The organism is Streptomyces spororaveus (assembly GCF_016755875.1).
Lineage (GTDB): Bacteria > Actinomycetota > Actinomycetes > Streptomycetales > Streptomycetaceae > Streptomyces > Streptomyces spororaveus.
In genome coordinates, this window is the sequence record NZ_BNED01000005.1 from 4,636,698 (window position 1) to 4,655,267 (window position 18,570).

Here is an 18,570-nt window from a genome sequence, read left to right on the forward strand (position 1 = left end):
CGAGGGACGGGGCCTTCTTGATGGTGGCTGGGGCCGGGGTCGAACCGGCGACCTATCGCTTTTCAGGCGATCGCTCGTACCAACTGAGCTACCCAGCCACGAAACCGTTTCCGGCTTCAGCGATCCTGACGGGACTTGAACCCGCGACCTCCACCTTGACAGGGTGGCGAGCTAACCAACTGCTCCACAGGACCTTGCAGTGTGCGAGAACAAGTCTTGCACACGGTAATGCGTACCCCCAACGGGATTCGAACCCGTGCTACCGCCTTGAAAGGGCGGCGTCCTGGGCCACTAGACGATGAGGGCTAAAGGCCCGCCGGGCACTTCTCAGCGCGTCGGGGACGTGAGAAGCATATGGGATCCGGGGAGCTATCGCCAAAACGGTTTCCCCCGGAGCGACAATGGCCGGGTGCTGGAGATGACGCGCGAGGAGTTCGAAGAGCTCGTCGCAGAGGCCCTGGACCGGATCCCGCCGGAGCTGACGCGGCTGATGGACAACGTGGCGGTGTTCGTCGAGGACGAACCGCCCGCCGACGACCCCGAACTGCTCGGCCTCTACGAGGGAACTCCGCTGACGGACCGCGGCGAGTGGTACGCCGGGGTGCTCCCCGACCGGATCACCATCTACCGCAACCCCACCTTGCGGATGTGCGAGGACCGGGAGAGCGTGGTCGCCGAGACGGAGGTCACCGTGGTGCACGAGATCGCCCACCACTTCGGGATCGACGACGAGCGGCTGCACGCGCTGGGGTACGGGTGACCGGGCCCGCCGTCCCGGTTCCCGGTGACGGGGCGGTCCGGGCGGCGGATGCCGCGGAGGCCATCGATCCGGACGTCGACCTGCACGTACCGGCGCAGCGCGCCGAGCCCCAGGGCCGGGTGCTCGCGGCGGTCGCGGCGGGCGGGGCGGTCGGGGGCGCGGCGCGGTACGGGATCGCCCTGCTGTGGCCGGCCGGGCCCGGGGCCTTTCCGTGGGCGACCCTGTGGATCAACGCCTCCGGCAGTGCGCTGATCGGCGTCCTCATGGTGCTGATCAGCGAGGGTGGCCGGACGGCCCCGCATCCGCTGCTCAGGCCCTTCGCCGGGGTCGGTGTGCTCGGCGGCTTCACCACCTTCTCCACCTACGCGGTGGACTTCTCACGGCTCCTGGACGAGGAACGGACCGGGACCGCCCTGGCCTACGGCGCTCTCACGGTGGTGGCGGCGCTCGGCGCGGTGTGGGCGGCGGCCGCGGCGACCCGGCGCGCGGTCCGCGGTGCCGGGCGCGCACCGGGGGGTACCCCGAGGTGAACTGGCTGCTCGTGGTGGCGGGCGCGGCCGTCGGCGCGCCGCTGCGCTACCTGCTGGACCGTGCGGTGCAGGGGCGGCTGGCCGGCCCGGACGGCCCGGACAGCCTGTTCCCCTGGGGCACCTTCGTGGTCAACGCGACCGCCTGCCTGGTGCTGGGGTCGCTGGCCGGGGCGACGCTGGCGGGGGCCGCCTCCTCGCGGCTGCAGCTGCTGCTCGGGACCGGGCTGTGCGGTGCGCTGAGCACGTACTCGACGTTCTCGTACGAGACGCTGCGGCTGGCCGAGCGCGGCCGGGGGTTCCTGGCCGCGGCGAACGTGGTGATGTCGGTGCTGGTGGGGCTGGGCGCGGTGCACCTCGGGTCGCAGGTGGCGCGGCAGCTCCTCGGCTGAGGGGGTCGTCCGGGAGCCCTTGGGAGGGGGCGGCCGAGGGGGCCGGCCGCAGGGGGTCGGCCGAGGGGTTCGCCCCGGGTGTTCCGGCGAGGGCGTGTCCCTTACGGGTCAAAGGGAGTTGGGCACATTGACCCGCTCATGCGGAATGTTCACCCTCAGGCTCCGGAGGTGCCCCCGTGCGCCAGTTGTCCGCTTCCCTCCGACTGGCCGTCACCGCGCTCGCGGTCGCGGCGACGGCCGGCTGCATGAGCGTCGGTGAGGACGCGGCGAAGCCCGGGCCCGCCGCTTCGGGAGACCGCCGCGGCGGCGCCGAGGCGGGCGCGGGAACCGTTTCGGGGCGGAGCTCCGGGATCCACGGCAACGGGCACGGCGTGAAGGACGGTACGGGGGCCCAGGACGGCCGGCCCAAGGAGGACGGCAAGGCCTCCGGCGCGACCGGGGCCTCCCCCAGCCCGGGTGCGCCGAGCGGGGCGCCGGGCGTGCCCGCGCCGTCGGCGGGACCGGGCGGCGGGGCGGGCGGGCAGGGCCCGCAGGAACCCGCCTCGGGCGGTTCGAGCGGGTCGGGCGGATCCGGCGGCCCGGGCGGTTCGGCCGGCGGGCAGCATTCGGCCAGCCCGACCCCGTCGCCGCCGGCCACCACTCCCCCTGTGACGGAACCCACGCCGGCGCCGTCGAGTCCGCAGCCGGAGCCGACCGTCATCCCGGCGCCGGAACTCTAGGCCCGGCGGGCATCCGGCCGGGGGCCGACGGGCCCGGTCCGGTATCGGCCGTTCGGGTGTCTTCGCAGGTCAGAGGTGGTTCTCCGGGAGCGACTTGCCAGACCCCCGGGAGGGTGCGTATGGTTATAGATCGTTTGATCCCATTGCCCGGCGCCGAATCCGAAGAGCGCCGTGTGGCGCGTACTCTCCCTAGCCGTGGCTGACCGCATTGAGGCGGTCGATTTGCGATTCACGGAGTTTGGGCGCGTGCCGAGACTCCGGAAGGTTTCGCATTTCGCATGTCCATTTCCAGCTCTGACCGTTCCGTCATGCCCGAGAACGACTCCAACGAGATCATCGACGCCGAGGCCCTTGTGGTGACCGAGGCGATCGAGGCCGCCGAGGCGGACGAGATCATCGAGGCTCTTGAGGCCGACGTGAACACCGACGGGTCCTTCGAGGACTCCACCGACGACTTCGACGACGCCGACGCGGACGCCGAGCCCTCGATCACCTTCGGCGACCTCGGTCTGCCCGAGGGCGTCGTGCGCAAGCTCGCCCAGAACGGCGTCACCTCCCCCTTCCCGATCCAGGCCGCGACCATCCCGGACGCCCTGGCCGGCAAGGACATCCTGGGCCGCGGCCGCACCGGCTCCGGCAAGACCCTCTCCTTCGGCCTGCCGACCCTGGCCCAGCTGGCCGGCGGTCACACGGACAAGAAGAAGCCCCGCGCCATCATCCTCACGCCGACCCGTGAGCTCGCGATGCAGGTCGCGGACGCGCTCCAGCCCTACGGCGACGTGCTCGGCCTGAAGATGAAGGTCGTCTGCGGCGGTACCTCCATGAGCAACCAGATCTACGCTCTGGAGCGCGGCGTCGACGTCCTCGTCGCCACCCCCGGCCGTCTGCGCGACATCATCAACCGTGGCGCCTGCTCCCTGGAGAACGTCCAGGTCGCGGTCCTCGACGAGGCCGACCAGATGGCCGACCTGGGCTTCCTGCCCGAGGTCACCGAGCTGCTCGACCAGATCCCCGGCGGCGGCCAGCGCATGCTCTTCTCCGCCACCATGGAGAACGAGATCGGCACGCTGGTCAAGCGCTACCTGTCCAACCCCGTCACGCACGAGGTCGACAGCGCGCAGGGCAACGTCACGACCATGACGCACCACGTCCTCGTCGTGAAGCCGAAGGACAAGGCGCCGGTCACGGCCGCCATCGCCGCCCGCAAGGGCCGCACCATCATCTTCGTCCGCACCCAGCTGGGCGCCGACCGCATCGCCGAGCAGCTCGTCGAGGCCGGCGTGAAGGCCGACGCGCTGCACGGCGGCATGACGCAGGGTGCCCGTACCCGCGTCCTCGCCGACTTCAAGGACGGCTACGTCAACGCGCTCGTCGCCACCGACGTCGCCGCCCGCGGCATCCACGTCGACGGCATCGACCTGGTCCTGAACGTGGACCCGGCCGGTGACCACAAGGACTACCTGCACCGCTCGGGCCGTACCGCCCGTGCCGGCAAGTCCGGTGTCGTCGTCTCCCTCGCGCTGCCGCACCAGCGCCGCCAGATCTTCCGCCTGATGGAGGACGCGGGCGTCGACGCCTCGCGCCACATCGTCCAGGGCGCCGGCGCCTTCGAGCCCGAGGTCGCCGAGATCACCGGTGCCCGTTCGCTGACCGAGGTCCAGGCCGACTCCGCGAACAACGCCGCCAAGCAGGCCGAGCGCGAGGTCGCCGAGCTGACCAAGCAGCTGGAGCGCCTGAGCCGTCGCGCCGTCGAGCTGCGCGAGGAGGCCGACCGCCTCGTCGCCCGCTCCGCCCGTGAGCGCGGCGAGGACCCGGAGGCCGCTGTCGCCGAGGTGGCCGAGGCCGCCGAGGCCGAGGTCGCGGCTGCTGCCGCCGCCGCTGCCGCCGAGATCGCCGCCCAGGAGCGCCGCGAGGAGCAGCGCGCCCAGCGCGACGACCGCGGCAACTTCGAGCGTCGCGACAACCGCGGTGGCGACCGCGGTGGCGACCGTGGTGGTTTCCGTCGCGACGACCGCGGTGACCGCGGTGGCCGTCCGTCGGGTGGCTTCAACCGTGACGACCGTGGTGGCGACCGTGGTGGCTTCCGCCGCGACGACCGTCCGTCGGGTGGCTTCCGCTCCGGTGGCGACCGTCCGTCCGGTGGTGGCTTCCGTCGTGACGACCGTCCGTCCGGTGGCTTCAACCGCGATGACCGTGGTGGCGACCGTGGTGGCTTCCGCCGCGACGACCGTCCGTCGGGTGGCTTCCGCTCCGGTGGCGACCGTCCGTCCGGTGGTGGCTTCCGTCGTGACGACCGTCCGTCCGGTGGCTTCAACCGCGATGACCGTGGTGGCGACCGTGGTGGCTTCCGCCGCGACGACCGTCCCTCCGGCGGCTTCAACCGTGACGACCGTCCCTCCGGTGGCTTCCGCTCCGGTGGCGACCGTCCGTCCGGTGGTGGCTTCCGCCGCGACGACCGTCCGTCCGGTGGCTTCCGCTCCGGTGGCGGCGACCGCCCATACGGCCGCCGTGACGACCACCGTCCGTCCGGCTCCGGCTCCGGCTCCGGCTCCACCGGCGGCTTCGGCGGCCGCCGCGACGACAAGCCGCGCTGGAAGCGCAACGGCTGATCACAGCTGAGCTGAACCCCTGAGAAAGGGCCCGTACGCCACCCAGGTGCCGTACGGGCCCTTTCTCCGTTCCCGGAAGCTGACGCCCCGTAACACCCTTTCGGGGACCGGCCCGAGGCCGTCCGGAACACCACCGACCCGGCGGCGACAGGCCGGTCGGGGGATACCCGATCGGCTGACCGGCGCGGTCCGGCTATGCTCTGGGGTGAGCACCTGGAGGGCCATTAGCTCAATTGGCAGAGCAGCGGACTTTTAATCCGTTGGTTGTCGGTTCGAGTCCGACATGGCCTACCGCTCGCAGGCATGGGGGAGACATCCTCCGGCCTGAACGAGAGCGCCCCGTCCGATTCCTTCGGGCGGGGCGCTTCTCCGTACCGGGCGACGGGCGGTGAGGCCCGTAAGTCCCGGGCGGAGGGGGCGGTTAATGCGGTGAACGCGCCGGGCGGAGCGGGTAGCGTCCCGGGGCATGACGCCTGTTCTGCGTACCGAGCGGCTGTTGCTCGACCCGTACACCCCCGCCGACGAGGAAGGCTTCGTCGCCCTCTTCCAGGACACCCGGGTGTCCCGGTGGATGGGGGACGGTCCTGCCACCGAGGCCGAGGACCGGGCGCTCTTCGGGCGGGTCTTCACGAAGGTCTACGCCGAGAACCTCTTCGACGTGTGGGCCGTGCGCCGCGACGGCCGGCTGGTCGGGCACGCCGAGATCAAGCGGACCGACGAGGTCGACGGCCACGAGATCATCTACGCCCTGGCTCCCGAGGCCTGGGGAGCGGGCCTCGGCACCGAGATCGCCGAGGCGGTCGTCGCGTACGGCTTCGGCACCCTCGGCCTGACCGAGGTGCACGCCACCGTGGCCGAGGCCAACGGGGCCTCCCTGGTCCTGCTGGAGCGCATCGGCTTCACCCGTGTCCGGGACGTGCGGGAGGACGACGGCAGCACCACCCGCGTCCTGACCCGCGCCCGGGGCGCTCTGGCGGACGAGCGTCCACGGCCGGTTTTGCCTTCCTGACCTGCGGTGATGGGTGTTTGCGGGCTGCCCGGCGGTTAATTGGTGAAGGGCTCCCCCCGGATGGCGTAGAGTTGTGTTTACCGACGCGGGGTGGAGCAGCTCGGTAGCTCGCTGGGCTCATAACCCAGAGGTCGCAGGTTCAAATCCTGTCCCCGCTACTCAGTACGAAGGCCCGGTTCCTCTCCAGGAACCGGGCCTTCGTCGTGTCCGGCCCCGTCGGCTGCTCCGTCACGCCTCCGTCACGCCTCCCTCACCCGTCCGGCCGCCGTCAGGTCGCCGTACGGATGCCCATGCCCCCAGCCTTGAGGGGCGATCAGGCGGCGGGCCCGGACCCGTGCGACGGACCGGGCGGCAGGAGAGCGGCGTGGTGGGGCTGGGCCGGCAGGGCAACGGCGGCGGGCGTGCGGGCGGGAGCGGTGTGACCCGTCGCGTACTGCTGGTGCTGCCGGGCGCGCTGATCGTCCTCGGGCTGGTCTTCGACGTGCTGACCCCGCCCAGCTTCACCGGATCCCCGTTCTTCACCGCGGCCCCGCTGATCGCCGCCCCGCTGTTCACTCTCTGGGCGACGGCCCTGACGGGCGGCCTGGCCGTGTGCGCGGTGTTCCTGCTGCACCTCCTGGGCGGCACCAGCTGGAAGGTCGAGGCGCTGACCGAGCTGGTGACCGTACTGACCGTGGCCGGGCTGGCGCTCCTGATCAACCGCATGGTGCGGCGCAGCGGCGAGCGGCTCGCCTCGGCGCGCGGGATCGCCGAGGCCGCGCAGCGGGCGGTGCTGCCCAAGCCCGCCGAGCGCATCGGAGGGCTGCACGTCTCCGCCTGGTACGAGGCCGCGCAGGCGGACGCCTTCATCGGCGGCGACCTGTACGCGGTCCAGGAGACCCCGTACGGGGTGCGGCTCGCGGTGGGCGACGTACGGGGCAAGGGGCTGGGGGCGGTGGAGGCCGTCGCGGTGGTCCTCGGGGCGTTCCGGGAGGCGGCGGACACCGAGCCCACGCTGGAGGCGCTGGCGCAGCGGCTGGAGCGGGCGCTGGCCCGCGAGGGCACCCGGCGCGACAGCCTGGACGCGGTCGAGGGGTTCACGACGTGCGTGCTCGGGGAGGTCCCGCCGGGCGAGGGCGTGCTGCGGCTGCTCAACCGGGGCCACCCCGAGCCGCTGCTGCTGCACGGGAACGGTGAGCTGGCGGTCCTCACCCCGGTGGAGCCGGCCCTGCCGCTCGGCATGGGGGAGCTGGGCGGCTGGCCGGACCTGGTGCAGGAGTGGGCCTTCCCGGCGGGGACCACCCTGCTGCTCTACACGGACGGGCTGACGGAGGCCCGGGACGGGGCGGGCGACTTCTACGATCCGGCGGCCCGGCTGCGCGGTCGGATCTTTCCCGGGCCGCAGGCGCTGCTCAGCGCGCTCAGCAGCGATGTGCGCCGGCATACGGGCGGCGGGGCGACGGACGACATGGCGCTGCTCGCGGTGGGCCGGCCGGGGGAGCGGGAGCCCGAGCGGCGGCGGACCGTGCCGGTGGTGCCCCGCGGCGATGTGATGTGACGTTCGGTAATCGAAGGGGTGCTCTCCGCAAGCAGATTGACGGACCGTCATTTCCGGCCTGTGGCTGAAGTGATAAGGGTGTCGCTTGATTTTTGCCCTGAGTTGGGCTGATTTGAAGGAATAAGCGGTGGCCAAAGCCAGTCGGTGGGTGGCCGATTGGTAGGAACGATCAAGCGGATGAGCTTGGAATCACTCCCCTACGTCTATTACCTTTCGATAACGCAGCGCGGTCGTCCCAGCCGTCGCAAGAGACGGCACCGTGCGCGCGCGCGTCCCGCGCGTCGATGAGGAGTGTGCCCTGGTGGCCTCCAACTTGCCTGCCCCTGAAGGCATCGAGATCCAGGAGCCGCCCACCGCGGGTGCCTGGGGCGAGTGGAACCCCACCGAGGATTCGGTGCGGCCCGTCCGCGGCAAGCACCGGGTCGCCAAGCAGCGCGGGGGACTTGCCCGCAGCTCCACCGTGCTCGGCGTCGGTGTGATCGCGGCGGTCGGCGCCGGCGGCATCGCCACCGCGCAGGACCGGCCCCAGGTCGCGATATCCCTGCCCGCCCTCCCCGACATCATGACCGGGGGCAAGGCCCAGCAGGACGACGCGGGTTCCGCCTCGGCCGCCTCGGCCGGCGAGCGGACGGCGACCACCCGGCAGCAGTCCGCCGCGGACGCGGGGGAGGCCCTGCGCAACCGCATCCTCCAGCAGGCGGAGTCCCAGCAGGACGCCGAGGACGCCAAGACCCGGGCCGAGGCCGAGCAGGCCGCCCGGCAGGCGGCCGCGCAGGAGGCCAAGGAGAAGCTGGAGGAGGCCCGCAAGGCCGCCGAAGAGGAGGCCAAGGCCAAGGAGGAGGCCGAGGCCAAGGCCAGGGAAGAGGCCGAGGCGAAGGCCGCGGAAGCGGCGGCGGCCAAGGCGGCGGAGCAGGAGCGCCTCGCCAAGCCGTCCGGCAGCTACTCCCTCCCCACCTCCGCCTACACCCTCACCTCGCACTACGGCGACTCCGGCTCCATGTGGTCCTCCGGCCACCACACCGGCCTCGACTTCGCGGCCCCGACGGGGACCCCCGCCAAGGCCGTGGCCGCCGGAAAGATCACCTCGGCCGGCTGGTCCGGTGCGTACGGCTACCGGATCGTGCTGGAGCTCCCGGACGGTACGGAGATCTGGTACTGCCACCTCTCCTCGATGTCGGTGACCTCCGGCACGGTCGGCGCCGGCGAGACCATCGGCCGCGTCGGCGCCACCGGCAACGTCACCGGACCTCATCTCCACCTGGAAGTACGCAAGGGCGGGTCGACACAGGACCCGCTGGCGTGGCTGAACTCCAAGGGTCTGAACGTCTGAGGTCCGTCCGTCGCGGCCCGGGCACGCACCTCCCCGCGGCCGCCGGGTCCAGCGGGTCGAACCACGGCGGAACCAGCTCCTCCATGACCGCCGCCCGGGCCAGCGCCGGACCCGCCGTCGCCCGCGACCGCCAGAGCCGGTGCAGCAACTCCCGTTCCCGGCCCGCGAAATCCGGCTCCCGTACGGGGCCGCCGCGCCGCGCCCGGTTCCGTAGCAGGGCCAGGGCCGCGGCGTCCGCCTCGTAGCGGGCGACCGTACGTCCGGCGGCCCGGCCCCCGGAGCGCCGGGCCAGGGAGCGGGCCAGTGACCGGGCCGGCATCGAGGCCAGGGCCGGGACCTCGGCAGGACCGAGCCAGCCCGCGGCCGCGTACAGGGCGAGTTCCCCCTCGACGGCCCGCAATCGGTTGCGCCTTATCCGCACGGCCAGCCACACCAGCAGCCCGAACGCCGGGACCATCACGCAGCTGTAGACCACGTAGAACCCGTGATCCCCGAACTGTGAGGAGCCGTTCCACAGCGCGTGCATGCCCATGGCCAGCACCAGGCCGAGCAGCGGCAGGCCGATCCGGCGCGGGCGGCGGGCGCTGACGGCGGCCACGCCGAAGCCCAGCCCGGTGAGCACGGTGAACAGCGGGTGCGCGAACGGCGACAGCACTATCCGTACGAAGAAGGTCGCCGCCGTCACCGATTCCAGCGCGCCGCTGCGGTCGGCCAGGTCCTCCACGAAGGCGTTGCCGAGGTAGAGGATGTTCTCGGTGAAGGCGAAGCCGGTGGCGGTGAAGCCCGCCACCACGAACCCGTCGGCGGGGCCGGTGAAATGCCGTCTCCGGAACGCGAACACCAGCAGCAGGGCGGCCGCCTTGGCGCTCTCCTCCACCACCGGGGCGATGGCCACCGAGCCGAGGTGATCGGCGGCCGAGGCGTCGGTGGTGGCCGCGGCTATCCACTCGGTGGCGAAGTTGTTGGCCAGTATCGCGATCAGCGCCGCGGTGCAGGCACCCCAGCCGAAGCAGAACAGCAGCTGCGACCAGGGCGCGGGCGCGGCCCGGCCCAGCCACCGGAAGGCCGCCATGAGCGGCGCCACCGGTACCAGGGCCAGACCGAGGCCGACGAAGAAGCCGGGGGTGCCGGTCTGTTCCCGCACGAGTTCGAGGATGGCGATCCCGGTCGCGGCGAGCAGGGCGAGGAGCACGCAGGTGCGGACCGTGCCGGACGGACGTGGGAGCACGAGGTGGAGCTCTCGGTACACACCATGACCCTAGCGAGCCGGTCTGACACGCGCGGTGACCTTGTCAGTTCTCCGTGCGACGGAAGAGCAAGTCGTGTACGAGGTGGCCCTTGTCGAGGCCCTGGCCCTCGAAGCGGGTCAGCGGCCGGAAGTCGGGCCGCGGCGAGAAGCCGCCGTCGGGCTGCGTGTTCTCGAAGTCCGGGTGCGCGGTGAGCACTTCGAGCATCTGCTCGGCGTACGGCTCCCAGTCGGTCGCGCAGTGCAGTACGGCCCCGGGCGCGAGGCGGGTGGCGGCCAGCGTCAGGAATTCCGGCTGGATCAGCCGGCGCTTGTGGTGGCGTGCCTTGGGCCACGGGTCCGGGAAGTAGACGCGGATCCCGGCGAGCGAGTCGGGCGGCAGCATCTCGCGGAGCAGGATGATGGCGTCGCCGTTGGCCACCCGGACATTGGTCATCCCGCCGCGCTCGGCGAGGGCGAGGAGGTTGCCCTGACCCGGGGTGTGCACATCGGCGGCGAGGATCCCGGTGCCGGGGTCGTCGGCTGCCATCTGGGCCGTGGCCTCGCCCATGCCGAAGCCGATCTCCAGGACGACCGGCAGCCCGTCGAAGAGTTCCTTGAGGTCGAGGACCCGGTGGCCGTCGATGTCCAGGCCCCAGGTGCCCCACAGGCGCTTGAGGGCCTCGCCCTGCCCGGTGGTGACCCGGCTGCGGCGGGGCTGGAAGCTCCGGATCCGCCGCTCGTGGTGCGAGCCGGCCGGGTCCGGCGAGGGCCCGTCGGGGAAGCGGGGCTCGGTGCGCCACTTGGGCGGCACGTACGAGTTCGCCTCCGGCGCGGCGTCCGGGAGGCGGGGCGACTGGGGGTTCAGGGACTCAGACACAATGCCGTGATTCTACGACGGGGGTCGGGGCCGCCCTCAAACGCCGGACGGGCGCATGTCAGCCCGACCGGCGTGTGCGCCCCGGCTCCGGGCGGAGCCCGGCCGTCGGCCCGGCCGTCGCCCCGGGCTCCGGGTCCGCTCAGGCCGAGCCGAGGGTCCGCAGGGCCCGGGAGGCGATCTCGCGGCCGATCGGGAGCGAAGCGGTCGCGGCGGGCGAGGGCGCGTTGAGGACGTGGACCGTGCGCGGGGCGTCGCGGATCAGGAAGTCGTCCACCAGGGTGCCGTCGCGCAGCACGGCCTGGGCCCGGACCCCGGCCGCGGCCGGCCGGAGGTCCGCGGCCGTGACGGCCGGCAGCAGGCGCCGTACCGCCCGGGTGAAGGCCTGCTTCGACAGCGAGCGGTGGATCTCGCCCGTCCCGTACCGCCAGTGCCGCGCGGCCATCCGCCAGGATCCCGGCCAGGCGAGCTCGTCCGCGATGTCCCGGGGCCGCACGGTCGACCAGCCGTACCCCTCGCGGGCCAGCGCGGGCACCGCGTTGGGGCCGACATGGACACCGCCGCCGATGCCCCGGGTCAGGTGCACCCCGAGGAAGGGGAACGCCGGGTCGGGCACCGGGTACACCAGGCCCCGAACCAGGTCCGGCCGCGCGAGGTCGTAGTACTCACCGCGGAAGGGGATGATCCGCATACCCGGGTCGTCGCCGGCGAGGCGGGCGATCCGGTCGCACTGGAGGCCCGCGCAGTTCACCAGCACCCGCGCCCTGACCACCAGGCCGGACGTGGTGCGCACGGCCACCGCGGACGCGCGCCGGGAGATCAGGTCCACCGCGCCGCCGTAGACGATCTCCGCGCCCGAGGACTCCGCGAGCTGGGCGCTCACCCGGCCGTAGTCGACGATCCCGGTGCTGCCGACGTGGATCGCCGCCAGCCCCCGCACCTCCGGTTCGTACTCCGTGATCTGCGCCGGGCCGAGCTCGCGCACCGGAATGCCGTTCTCCCGGCCGCGCTGGACCAGGGCGTGCAGCCGCGGCAGCTCCTCCCGCTCCGTGGCGACGATCAGCTTGCCCGTCACCTCGTGCGCGATGCCGTGCTCCGCGCAGAACTTGACCATCTCGGCAGCCCCGCTCACCGCGAAGCGCGCCTTCAGGGAACCCGGGCGGTAGTAGATCCCGCTGTGGATCACCCCGCTGTTGCGGCCCGTCTGGTGCCGGGCCGGGCCGGGCTCCTTCTCCAGGACCACGACCCTGGTCCCCGGAGCCATGCGCGCCACGGCATGCGCCGTCGACAGGCCGACGATTCCGCCGCCGATCACCAGCACATCGCAGTCCACGCCGCCACCCACGCTGACACCTCCCACCCCTGCATACTGCACCCCGGCACCGACAACGCGGCCACGCGGCCCCCGGAAGACCGGTCCCGCGCCGGCGCCACTCCCGCGCCGGCGCACTTCTACGCCGGCGTCACCAACAGCGGCCGGGCCCGCTCCCGCAGCTCCGCCACACGTGGCTCGTCCCCGTACGGTTCCAGGCGGTGCAGCAGGTCCCGTACGTATTCGGTCGTCCGCGCCGAGGAGATCCTCCCCGCCACCTCCACCGCCCGGGTGCCCGCCGCGCACGCCGCGTCGAGATTGCCCGACTCCAGCTCGGCGACCGCGCTCACCACCAGCCGCAGCCCGTGCGACCGTACGTACTCCTCGGTGGGCCGGGACAGGGCCTGCTCCGTGAAGCGCCGTACCTGCCGGGGCAGTTTCAGGTCCCGGTAGCATTCTGCGGCATCCGCCGCGAAACGGTCGTACGAGTAGAAACCCAGCCAAGTCGGATCCGGATCGCCCTCCCGGGACCGCTCCAGCCAGCCCTCCGCCGCTCGCAGCGCCGTCCCGGCGGCCGTCGAATCGCCCGCCTTCGCGTGCGCCCGCGCCTCGACCAGCCGGAAGAAGCTCATGGTGCGGGCGGTGGCCAGGCCGCGGTTGCGCTCGACGGCCGCCTGCGCGAGGTCGACGCCCTCGTCGGGGAAGTCCCGGTAGGTCGCCTGCAGGGACATCGAGGCCAGGACGTAGCCGCCGAGCGGTACGTCCGCGGCCGCGCGGGCGAGGCGCAGCGCCTGGATGTAGTAGCGCTGGGCCGCCTCCTGCTGGCCGGTGTCGAAGGCCATCCACCCGGCCAGCCGGGTCAGTTCGGCGGTCGCGCCGAACAGCGCGCGGCCCACCTCGTCCGTGTAGGAGCCGAGCAGCAGCGGCGCCGCGTCCACCCGCAGGCACTCGGGGACCATCGACGAACGCCAGTCCCCGCCGCCGTACTTGGAGTCCCAGCGGCGCGCGTCCTCGGCGGCCTCGCGCAGCTTGGACACGTCGCTGTGACCCACGCGCTGGCCGTGGTCGCGCGGCGTTTCGGGTAAGGGCTGGGCGGGCACAACGGTGGACGGCGGGCCCGTCGCCGGTCCCGTCATCGGTCCGGAACCCGGGCCTGCCATCGGCCCGGCCAGACCTGTCATCGGGCCGGTCGTGCGGCCGTCCGGGAAGGACCGGGGACCTGGTGCCGTCGCCTCGCGCGCCGGCCCGTCGTGAGCCGAGGGGGTCGCTGATACGGGGCTCTGGACCATGGAGTGCCGCGCCGCGGGGTCGAGCGGAGCGGAGATGCCTGCCGTCGGGCCGCCGGTGGCCGGCGTGCCGGCCGTCGGGGTGCCGGTGGCCGGGCTGCCGGTCGTCGTCGGGCCTTCGGCCGTCATGGCGTCGGACACCGCGGCGCCGGGTGCCGGTGTGCCGGGTGCCGGGCCGTCGGCAGGTGCCGGTGCGGCGGTCGCGGGGTGCGCGGTCCGGCTGCCCGCCGGTTCCCGGGCCACCGAGCTGTCGGCGGGAGATATCAGCCAGCGCGAGGCGGGCGTCGCGTACGCCGCCACCGAGAACGAGCCCGCGAGCGACTGCCAGATCCCGCCGCCACCGCGGCGCCCGGCGAGGTCGAGCCGGTAGAGGTCGGTGGCCGACCGCACCGCCGCCCCGACGTCGCGCGGGAAGGCGAGACCGACCTCGGGCGCGGGGTCCGCGTCGGCCAGCCCGATCTCGTGCAGCGGTACCGGCCGCCCCAGCTTCGCGCCGATGGCGGCGGCGATCAGATGCGGGGCGGCGCCCTGGGGCACCATCCCCTTCGACACCCACCGGGCCACCGAGGTCTTGTCGTACCGAAGCGTCAGGCCGCGCTGTGCGCCGAGGTCGTTGACCCGCCGGGCCAGCCCGGCGTTGCTGATGCCCGCGAGGGCGAGGACGGCGCCGAGCTTCTCATTGGGCTCGCGGAGCTCCCTGGACATGCGCCACCCCTCGTCACACGCGGAACGCAGACGCCGCCGGGGCATAGGCGCCCGGCATTTCGTAAACCCAGCGTAGTTCCCCGCCTCCCAAGCGTTAAGGCCCTTACTTCCGTATGGCGGGATTGTTGTCCGTTTGCACAGTCCGCCCCGGACCCGGAGCCGGGGCGCACGTGTCATCGCGTGCTCCGTCCGTGTGGCCGTGCGCCCGCCCGTGCGCTCTGGCCGGTCCCCGGACCCGGCGATTCGATGTGCGGTGCGTGGGTCGACCCGCTGCCTGACCGGGCGGGTCGGGGGATGCCGCTACCTCAATCCCCGCGGGTGGCGGAACGGTCCGGGGGGTGGCTTCCGCCTCCCGGACCGCGCCCCCGCGCCGGGAGCCGGCGGCCCGTGAGGGCTCTTCCGGCGGTCGAAGAATGGCTGAAAGCGACCTATGGGGCGGTGGGAACGGAACGTCAAATACCGAGTTGCCGGGGCGTGTTCGTTTGCTTGTGCGCCCCCTTTAACCACTCTCGCACGCCTGTCCCGTGGCAGCATGGACCCCGAGCCACCCGGGGTCCCGCGGTCGCGCCCTCAGCGCTGTCCGTGCTGTCTGTGCCCCGGTCATGTGCCCACGGGCTGGGGAGGCGGCGGTGCGCTGGTTGGTGGGTTGGAGCAGTATCGCCGCGAGCTTCGGCACGGCCGGAAGGGTCTCCGCCCACGGCCCTGGCCAGGGCTCCGGCCACGGCTCCGGCCAGGGCGGATACGGCCACGGCGGCGCGCCCCTGCACGGCGGCCTCGCGGACGCCGCCCATCCGGACGACCCGAGCGTGGACGCGGAACGCACCGTCCACCCCGTCGGCGCGCAGCTCCTCTGGGGAGACCCCGACCCTCTCTGGGCCGTCGGTGACTGGCGCCCCGACGAGATCCGCACGCTCACCGCCGATCCCGCCGACCCCTTCACCCGGCTCGCCGTCCTCGGCTGCTGCGGCGCCACCGACGCCGAACTGCGGCGCGCGCTCTACGCCGCCCGCGGCGGCGCGCTGCGCCACCTCACCCAGTGGTCCGGCAGCTACACCGCCGTCGTCCAGGCCGGCCGCCGCATCACCGTCGTCGGCGACCTCGCGGGCGCCCGGCCCGTCTTCTACACCCCCTGGGCCAGCGGCACGGCCTACGCCACCGCCGCCCTCCCGCTCGCCGACCTCATCGAGGCCCAGCTCGACATCGGCCACCTCGCCGCCCTGCTGGCCTGCCCGGACAGTCCCGAGGCACTGGGCGACGGCACACCGTACGCCGGGGTCCGGCGCATCCCGCCCGGGCACGCGCTCATCCTGCGCGAGGGCTCCCGCGAGATCACCGGCTACGAGCAGGTCGCCTCGCTTGCGGTGGCCGCCCCCGAGGCCGACGCCGAGCGCGCGGTGGAGGGCGTACGGGAAGCTTTGGTGGACGCGGTGCGCGCCCGGCTCACGGCTCCGCGGCATGCTCCCGACACCCTGCCGCCGTACGATCCCGGCCCCGTGCCCGGAATGGGCCCCGCCGACCGGCGTGCCGCCCGGGGCGCCCCGGCCCCCGGGGTGGGCGCCGACCTCTCCGGCGGCAGCGCCTCAGCGACGCTGGCGCTGCTGGCGGCCGGCCTGCCGGGGGCGCCGGGCAGCCTGCTGAGTCCCGCCGGGGCGCGGCTGCTGGCCGTCACCTTCAACGACCTGGCCACCCCGCAGGGGCGCGAGGCCGAACTCGAACGGGCCCGGGCCATCGCGGCCGACCCGCGCCTGCACCACGTCGTGGTGGCCGCCGCCGCGGAAGCCCTCCCGTACGCCGAACTCGACGGCCCGCTCACCGACGAACCCGGGCCCTCGCTGGTCTTCGCCGCCCGCGAGCGGCGGCGGCTGGCCGCCGGTTCCGCCGACCACTTCACCGGCCACGGCGCCCGCCAGGTCCTCGACGCCCACCCGGCCCGCATGGCCGACCTCCTGATGGACCGCCGGCGACGGCACCTGCTGCGCCCGGTGGCCGCGCTGGCCCGGTCGGCCTCCGCCTCCGGAGCCTCCGGGGAGTCCCTGCTGGTCCCGCTCACCGTGTACTCGGCGGCCCGGAGACTTGCCCGTACGACGTACCGCGCGGGCATGGAGGCCGCCGCGGCCCGGCTCCGCGAGGGCGGGGTCCCCGAGAGATCCTCCGGCCCGGTGGACGCTTCCCTCGCCGCCCTGACCTGGTCCCGCCCGGGGCCGGCGGCGGGCTGGCTCACGGGGGAGGCACTGGCGGAAGTATCGATCCGCCTGACGGTCGCGGCCGGCCGCCCGCCGCTGTCGCTGCGGCCGGGGGAGGCCCGGGCCCGTTCGCTGCTCGCCCGCCACGCCGCCGACCACCGGGTCTTCGAGCAGGCCGTGGAGGTCCGCAGCCAGCGGCTGCACGCCCCGTTCCTGGACAACCAGGTCGTACGGGCCGCCCGCGCCCTGCCGGAGTCCCTGCGGGTCCAGCCCGGAGCCCGGGCCGCGATCCTGCGCAGCGTCCTGTCCTCGGCGGGGGTGCGGGAGTTCCCGCCGGGCTGGGGTGCCACGGACCGCGTGCCGAACGAGACGGCGACCCGGCTGGGGCTGCGCGCCGCACTGAGCGGGCTGCTCGACCTGTTCGCGTCGCCGCTGCTCGCGGACGCCGGGCTGATCGAGGCCCGGGTCGTGCGCCAGGCCCTGCTCGACGCGGCGGACGGCCGCCCGGTCCCGCTGGACGGGCTGGCGGAACTGGTCTCGATGGAGCTGTGGCTCGGCCGCCTGCTGGCCCGGCGCGGCACCTGCTGGACGGGTACCTCCGCGGCACGGCGCCGGGCGGTGCCGGAGGGAGTCCCCGTGCACCGCCCGGCGCTGTCCTGACGTCCCGGGTCCGACGGATGCGGCTCAGACGGTGAGGACCAGAGCGGTCGCGATCGCCGGGCCGAAGGCCCCGCCCAGCTGGTAGCAGAGGGCGAACAGGCCGATGGCCGTGGGGCGCTGGGCGTCGGGGGCGCTCGACGCGGCGTGCATCGACAGCACGGCGTTGGCTCCGGTCGCCGCGAAGACCCCGCCCATGGTGGCGACGAGCAGCAGCGGGCCCCAGCTCGCGAACACCGCGATCGCCGCGGCCGCCGCGCCGACCCCGATCAGCACCGCGCGGACGGCGGCCCGGCTCATGCGCGCCGAGGCCGCGGCCAGCAGCCAGGAGAGGGCGGATCCGGTGAGCAGCGCCACGAGCTGACCGGTGCCCGCGGTGGCGACGTCCCAGCCCGCCCGGTCGGTGAGCAGCCGGGGTACGGAGAACAGCAGGGTGAAGTACGAGCCCGAGAGTGCGAGCGCGAGTAGTGCGGAGCCGAGGAAGAGCGGCTTGCGGATCAGCGCGGCCGGGACGAATCCGTCGGGGCGCCGGCGTACGTGGAGCGCGAGCAGGGCGGCGGCCAGGACCGCAGAGCCGAGGGCGGCGGCCGGCGTGCGGGGCAGCAGGACCAGTGCGGTGGCGAGCGCGGTCAGCAGGGCCGCGCCGCGGGCGTCGAACCCGCCCTGCGGGGTGGCCGCCGGAGCCTTCGCGTACCGGCTCACCGCGGGTACCGCGAGGATCGCGATGACGGATACGGAGAGCGAGAGCCGCCACGAGACGGCCTGCGAGAGCTGGGCGCCGAGCAGCGGGCCGGACGCGCCGAGGATGCCGAATCCCGCGCTGATCACACCCATCCGGCGGGCTGAGCCGGCCAGGCTCATGGCGACCGCCGCCAGACCGGCACCGCCGGCGGCCTGCGTGGCCCGCCCGGCGAGGGTGAGCGGCAGCCAGGGGGACGCGGCGACGAGGAGGGTGCCGACGACGAGGAGGGCACCGGCCAGACGGAGCGCCGCGCGCAGGCCCCGGCGGCGCAGCAGTCCGGCCAGCAGGGGGGTGCCGACGGCCATGGCCCAGGCGTAGGAGGCGACGAGCCAGCCGGCGGTCGAGGTGCTCACCCCGAGGGAGCGGGCCATGTCCGGAAGGATCAGCACGGGGGCGTTGGCCCCGGCGGCCAGGGGCGTGGCCAACAGCGCCAGCCACAGGACGGGAACGGGGCCGCCCCGGGCGCGGGTTCCGGCGCGGAGCCGGGCGGGCTTCGGGTGAACGCCGGTGGTCCCGGTGGTGCCGGTGGTGCCGGTGGTGGTCGTGATGTCGGCGGTGGTGGCCGTGGTGGTGGTCATGGGTGGCGCCCGCTCCGATCCATCTCAATGCTCAGAATCTCAACGTTGAGATAAAAACACGCAGGCCTCTCAACGTCAAGTGTCTCAACGTTGAGATATCCTGGCGGGGGTGCGAGGGACGC

At 73.8% G+C, this 18,570-nt stretch carries 14 protein-coding genes and 5 tRNA genes; 11 read left to right on the forward strand and 8 right to left on the reverse strand.

Annotated features, from left to right (window positions below; all coding sequences use genetic code 11):
- Positions 1-21: 21 nt before the first annotated feature.
- From Sspor_RS23300 to Sspor_RS23310, 3 genes are all read right to left on the reverse strand, one after another.
- Positions 22-98: transfer RNA gene (locus Sspor_RS23300), tRNA-Phe, on the reverse strand.
- Positions 99-120: 22 nt separating this feature from the next.
- Positions 121-194: transfer RNA gene (locus tag Sspor_RS23305), tRNA-Asp, on the reverse strand.
- A gap of 39 nt (positions 195-233) precedes the next feature.
- Positions 234-306, reverse strand: a tRNA-Glu gene (locus Sspor_RS23310).
- Between the two features lie 103 nt (positions 307-409).
- Here Sspor_RS23310 and Sspor_RS23315 point away from each other — a divergent pair.
- The 10 genes from Sspor_RS23315 to Sspor_RS23360 all read left to right on the forward strand — a co-directional run bounded on the left by Sspor_RS23315 (position 410) and on the right by Sspor_RS23360 (position 8,883).
- Positions 410-760 (forward strand): metallopeptidase family protein, encoded by a 351-nt coding sequence (locus tag Sspor_RS23315; RefSeq protein ID WP_030012899.1) that lies wholly within the window; start codon positions 410-412, stop codon positions 758-760.
- Complete coding sequence (locus Sspor_RS23320; RefSeq protein WP_202200865.1) at positions 757-1,290, forward strand: FluC/FEX family fluoride channel; 534 nt, start codon at positions 757-759, stop codon at positions 1,288-1,290. The genes Sspor_RS23315 and Sspor_RS23320 overlap by 4 nt, the downstream gene beginning before the upstream one ends.
- Entirely contained in the window at positions 1,287-1,679 is a 393-nt protein-coding gene (crcB, locus tag Sspor_RS23325) for a fluoride efflux transporter CrcB (RefSeq protein WP_202200866.1), read from the forward strand. The genes Sspor_RS23320 and crcB overlap by 4 nt, the downstream gene beginning before the upstream one ends.
- Positions 1,680-1,855: 176 nt before the next feature.
- Positions 1,856-2,398, forward strand: a complete 543-nt coding sequence (locus tag Sspor_RS23330) for a hypothetical protein (RefSeq protein ID WP_202200867.1) — start codon at positions 1,856-1,858, stop codon at positions 2,396-2,398.
- 278 nt (positions 2,399-2,676) lie between these two features.
- Entirely contained in the window at positions 2,677-5,007 is a 2,331-nt protein-coding gene (locus Sspor_RS23335) for a DEAD/DEAH box helicase (RefSeq protein ID WP_202200868.1), read from the forward strand.
- Positions 5,008-5,225: 218 nt separating this feature from the next.
- Positions 5,226-5,298 (forward strand) — tRNA-Lys (locus Sspor_RS23340).
- Between the two features lie 175 nt (positions 5,299-5,473).
- Positions 5,474-6,016, forward strand: coding sequence for a GNAT family N-acetyltransferase (locus Sspor_RS23345; RefSeq protein WP_202200869.1), 543 nt, complete (start codon positions 5,474-5,476; stop codon positions 6,014-6,016).
- Between the two features lie 84 nt (positions 6,017-6,100).
- Positions 6,101-6,174 (forward strand) — tRNA-Met (locus Sspor_RS23350).
- Between the two features lie 206 nt (positions 6,175-6,380).
- Entirely contained in the window at positions 6,381-7,553 is a 1,173-nt protein-coding gene (locus tag Sspor_RS23355) for a PP2C family protein-serine/threonine phosphatase (RefSeq protein ID WP_202200870.1), read from the forward strand.
- 301 nt (positions 7,554-7,854) lie between these two features.
- Positions 7,855-8,883: a M23 family metallopeptidase gene (locus Sspor_RS23360; protein ID WP_202200871.1), complete on the forward strand. Its 1,029-nt coding sequence runs from the start codon at positions 7,855-7,857 to the stop codon at positions 8,881-8,883.
- On the opposite strand, the gene Sspor_RS23365 is transcribed toward Sspor_RS23360, so the two are convergent.
- The 4 genes from Sspor_RS23365 to Sspor_RS23380 all read right to left on the reverse strand — a co-directional run bounded on the left by Sspor_RS23365 (position 8,792) and on the right by Sspor_RS23380 (position 14,288).
- On the reverse strand, positions 8,792-10,111 hold the full coding sequence (locus Sspor_RS23365) for a PrsW family intramembrane metalloprotease (protein WP_373318907.1): 1,320 nt from the start codon (positions 10,109-10,111) through the stop codon (positions 8,792-8,794). The two genes, Sspor_RS23360 and Sspor_RS23365, sit on opposite strands and share 92 nt — an antisense overlap.
- 64 nt (positions 10,112-10,175) lie before the next feature.
- The gene (gene trmB, locus Sspor_RS23370; RefSeq protein WP_372499825.1) at positions 10,176-10,922 is read right to left on the reverse strand and encodes a tRNA (guanosine(46)-N7)-methyltransferase TrmB; all 747 of its coding nucleotides are present in this window, start codon (positions 10,920-10,922) and stop codon (positions 10,176-10,178) included.
- A gap of 205 nt (positions 10,923-11,127) precedes the next feature.
- The gene (gene lhgD / locus Sspor_RS23375) at positions 11,128-12,360 is read right to left on the reverse strand and encodes an L-2-hydroxyglutarate dehydrogenase (protein WP_202200874.1); all 1,233 of its coding nucleotides are present in this window, start codon (positions 12,358-12,360) and stop codon (positions 11,128-11,130) included.
- Positions 12,361-12,437: 77 nt separating this feature from the next.
- Complete coding sequence (locus Sspor_RS23380) at positions 12,438-14,288, reverse strand: NsdA family TPR-like regulatory protein (protein WP_202200875.1); 1,851 nt, start codon at positions 14,286-14,288, stop codon at positions 12,438-12,440.
- Positions 14,289-14,917: 629 nt separating this feature from the next.
- Between Sspor_RS23380 and Sspor_RS23385 the strand changes: the two genes are divergently transcribed.
- Complete coding sequence (locus Sspor_RS23385) at positions 14,918-17,131, forward strand: asparagine synthase-related protein (RefSeq protein WP_237403989.1); 2,214 nt, start codon at positions 14,918-14,920, stop codon at positions 17,129-17,131.
- A gap of 24 nt (positions 17,132-17,155) precedes the next feature.
- Here the strand turns inward: Sspor_RS23385 and Sspor_RS23390 are convergent, their stop codons facing one another.
- Positions 17,156-18,448, reverse strand: coding sequence for an MFS transporter (locus Sspor_RS23390; RefSeq protein WP_202200877.1), 1,293 nt, complete (start codon positions 18,446-18,448; stop codon positions 17,156-17,158).
- Positions 18,449-18,570: the final 122 nt, after the last annotated feature.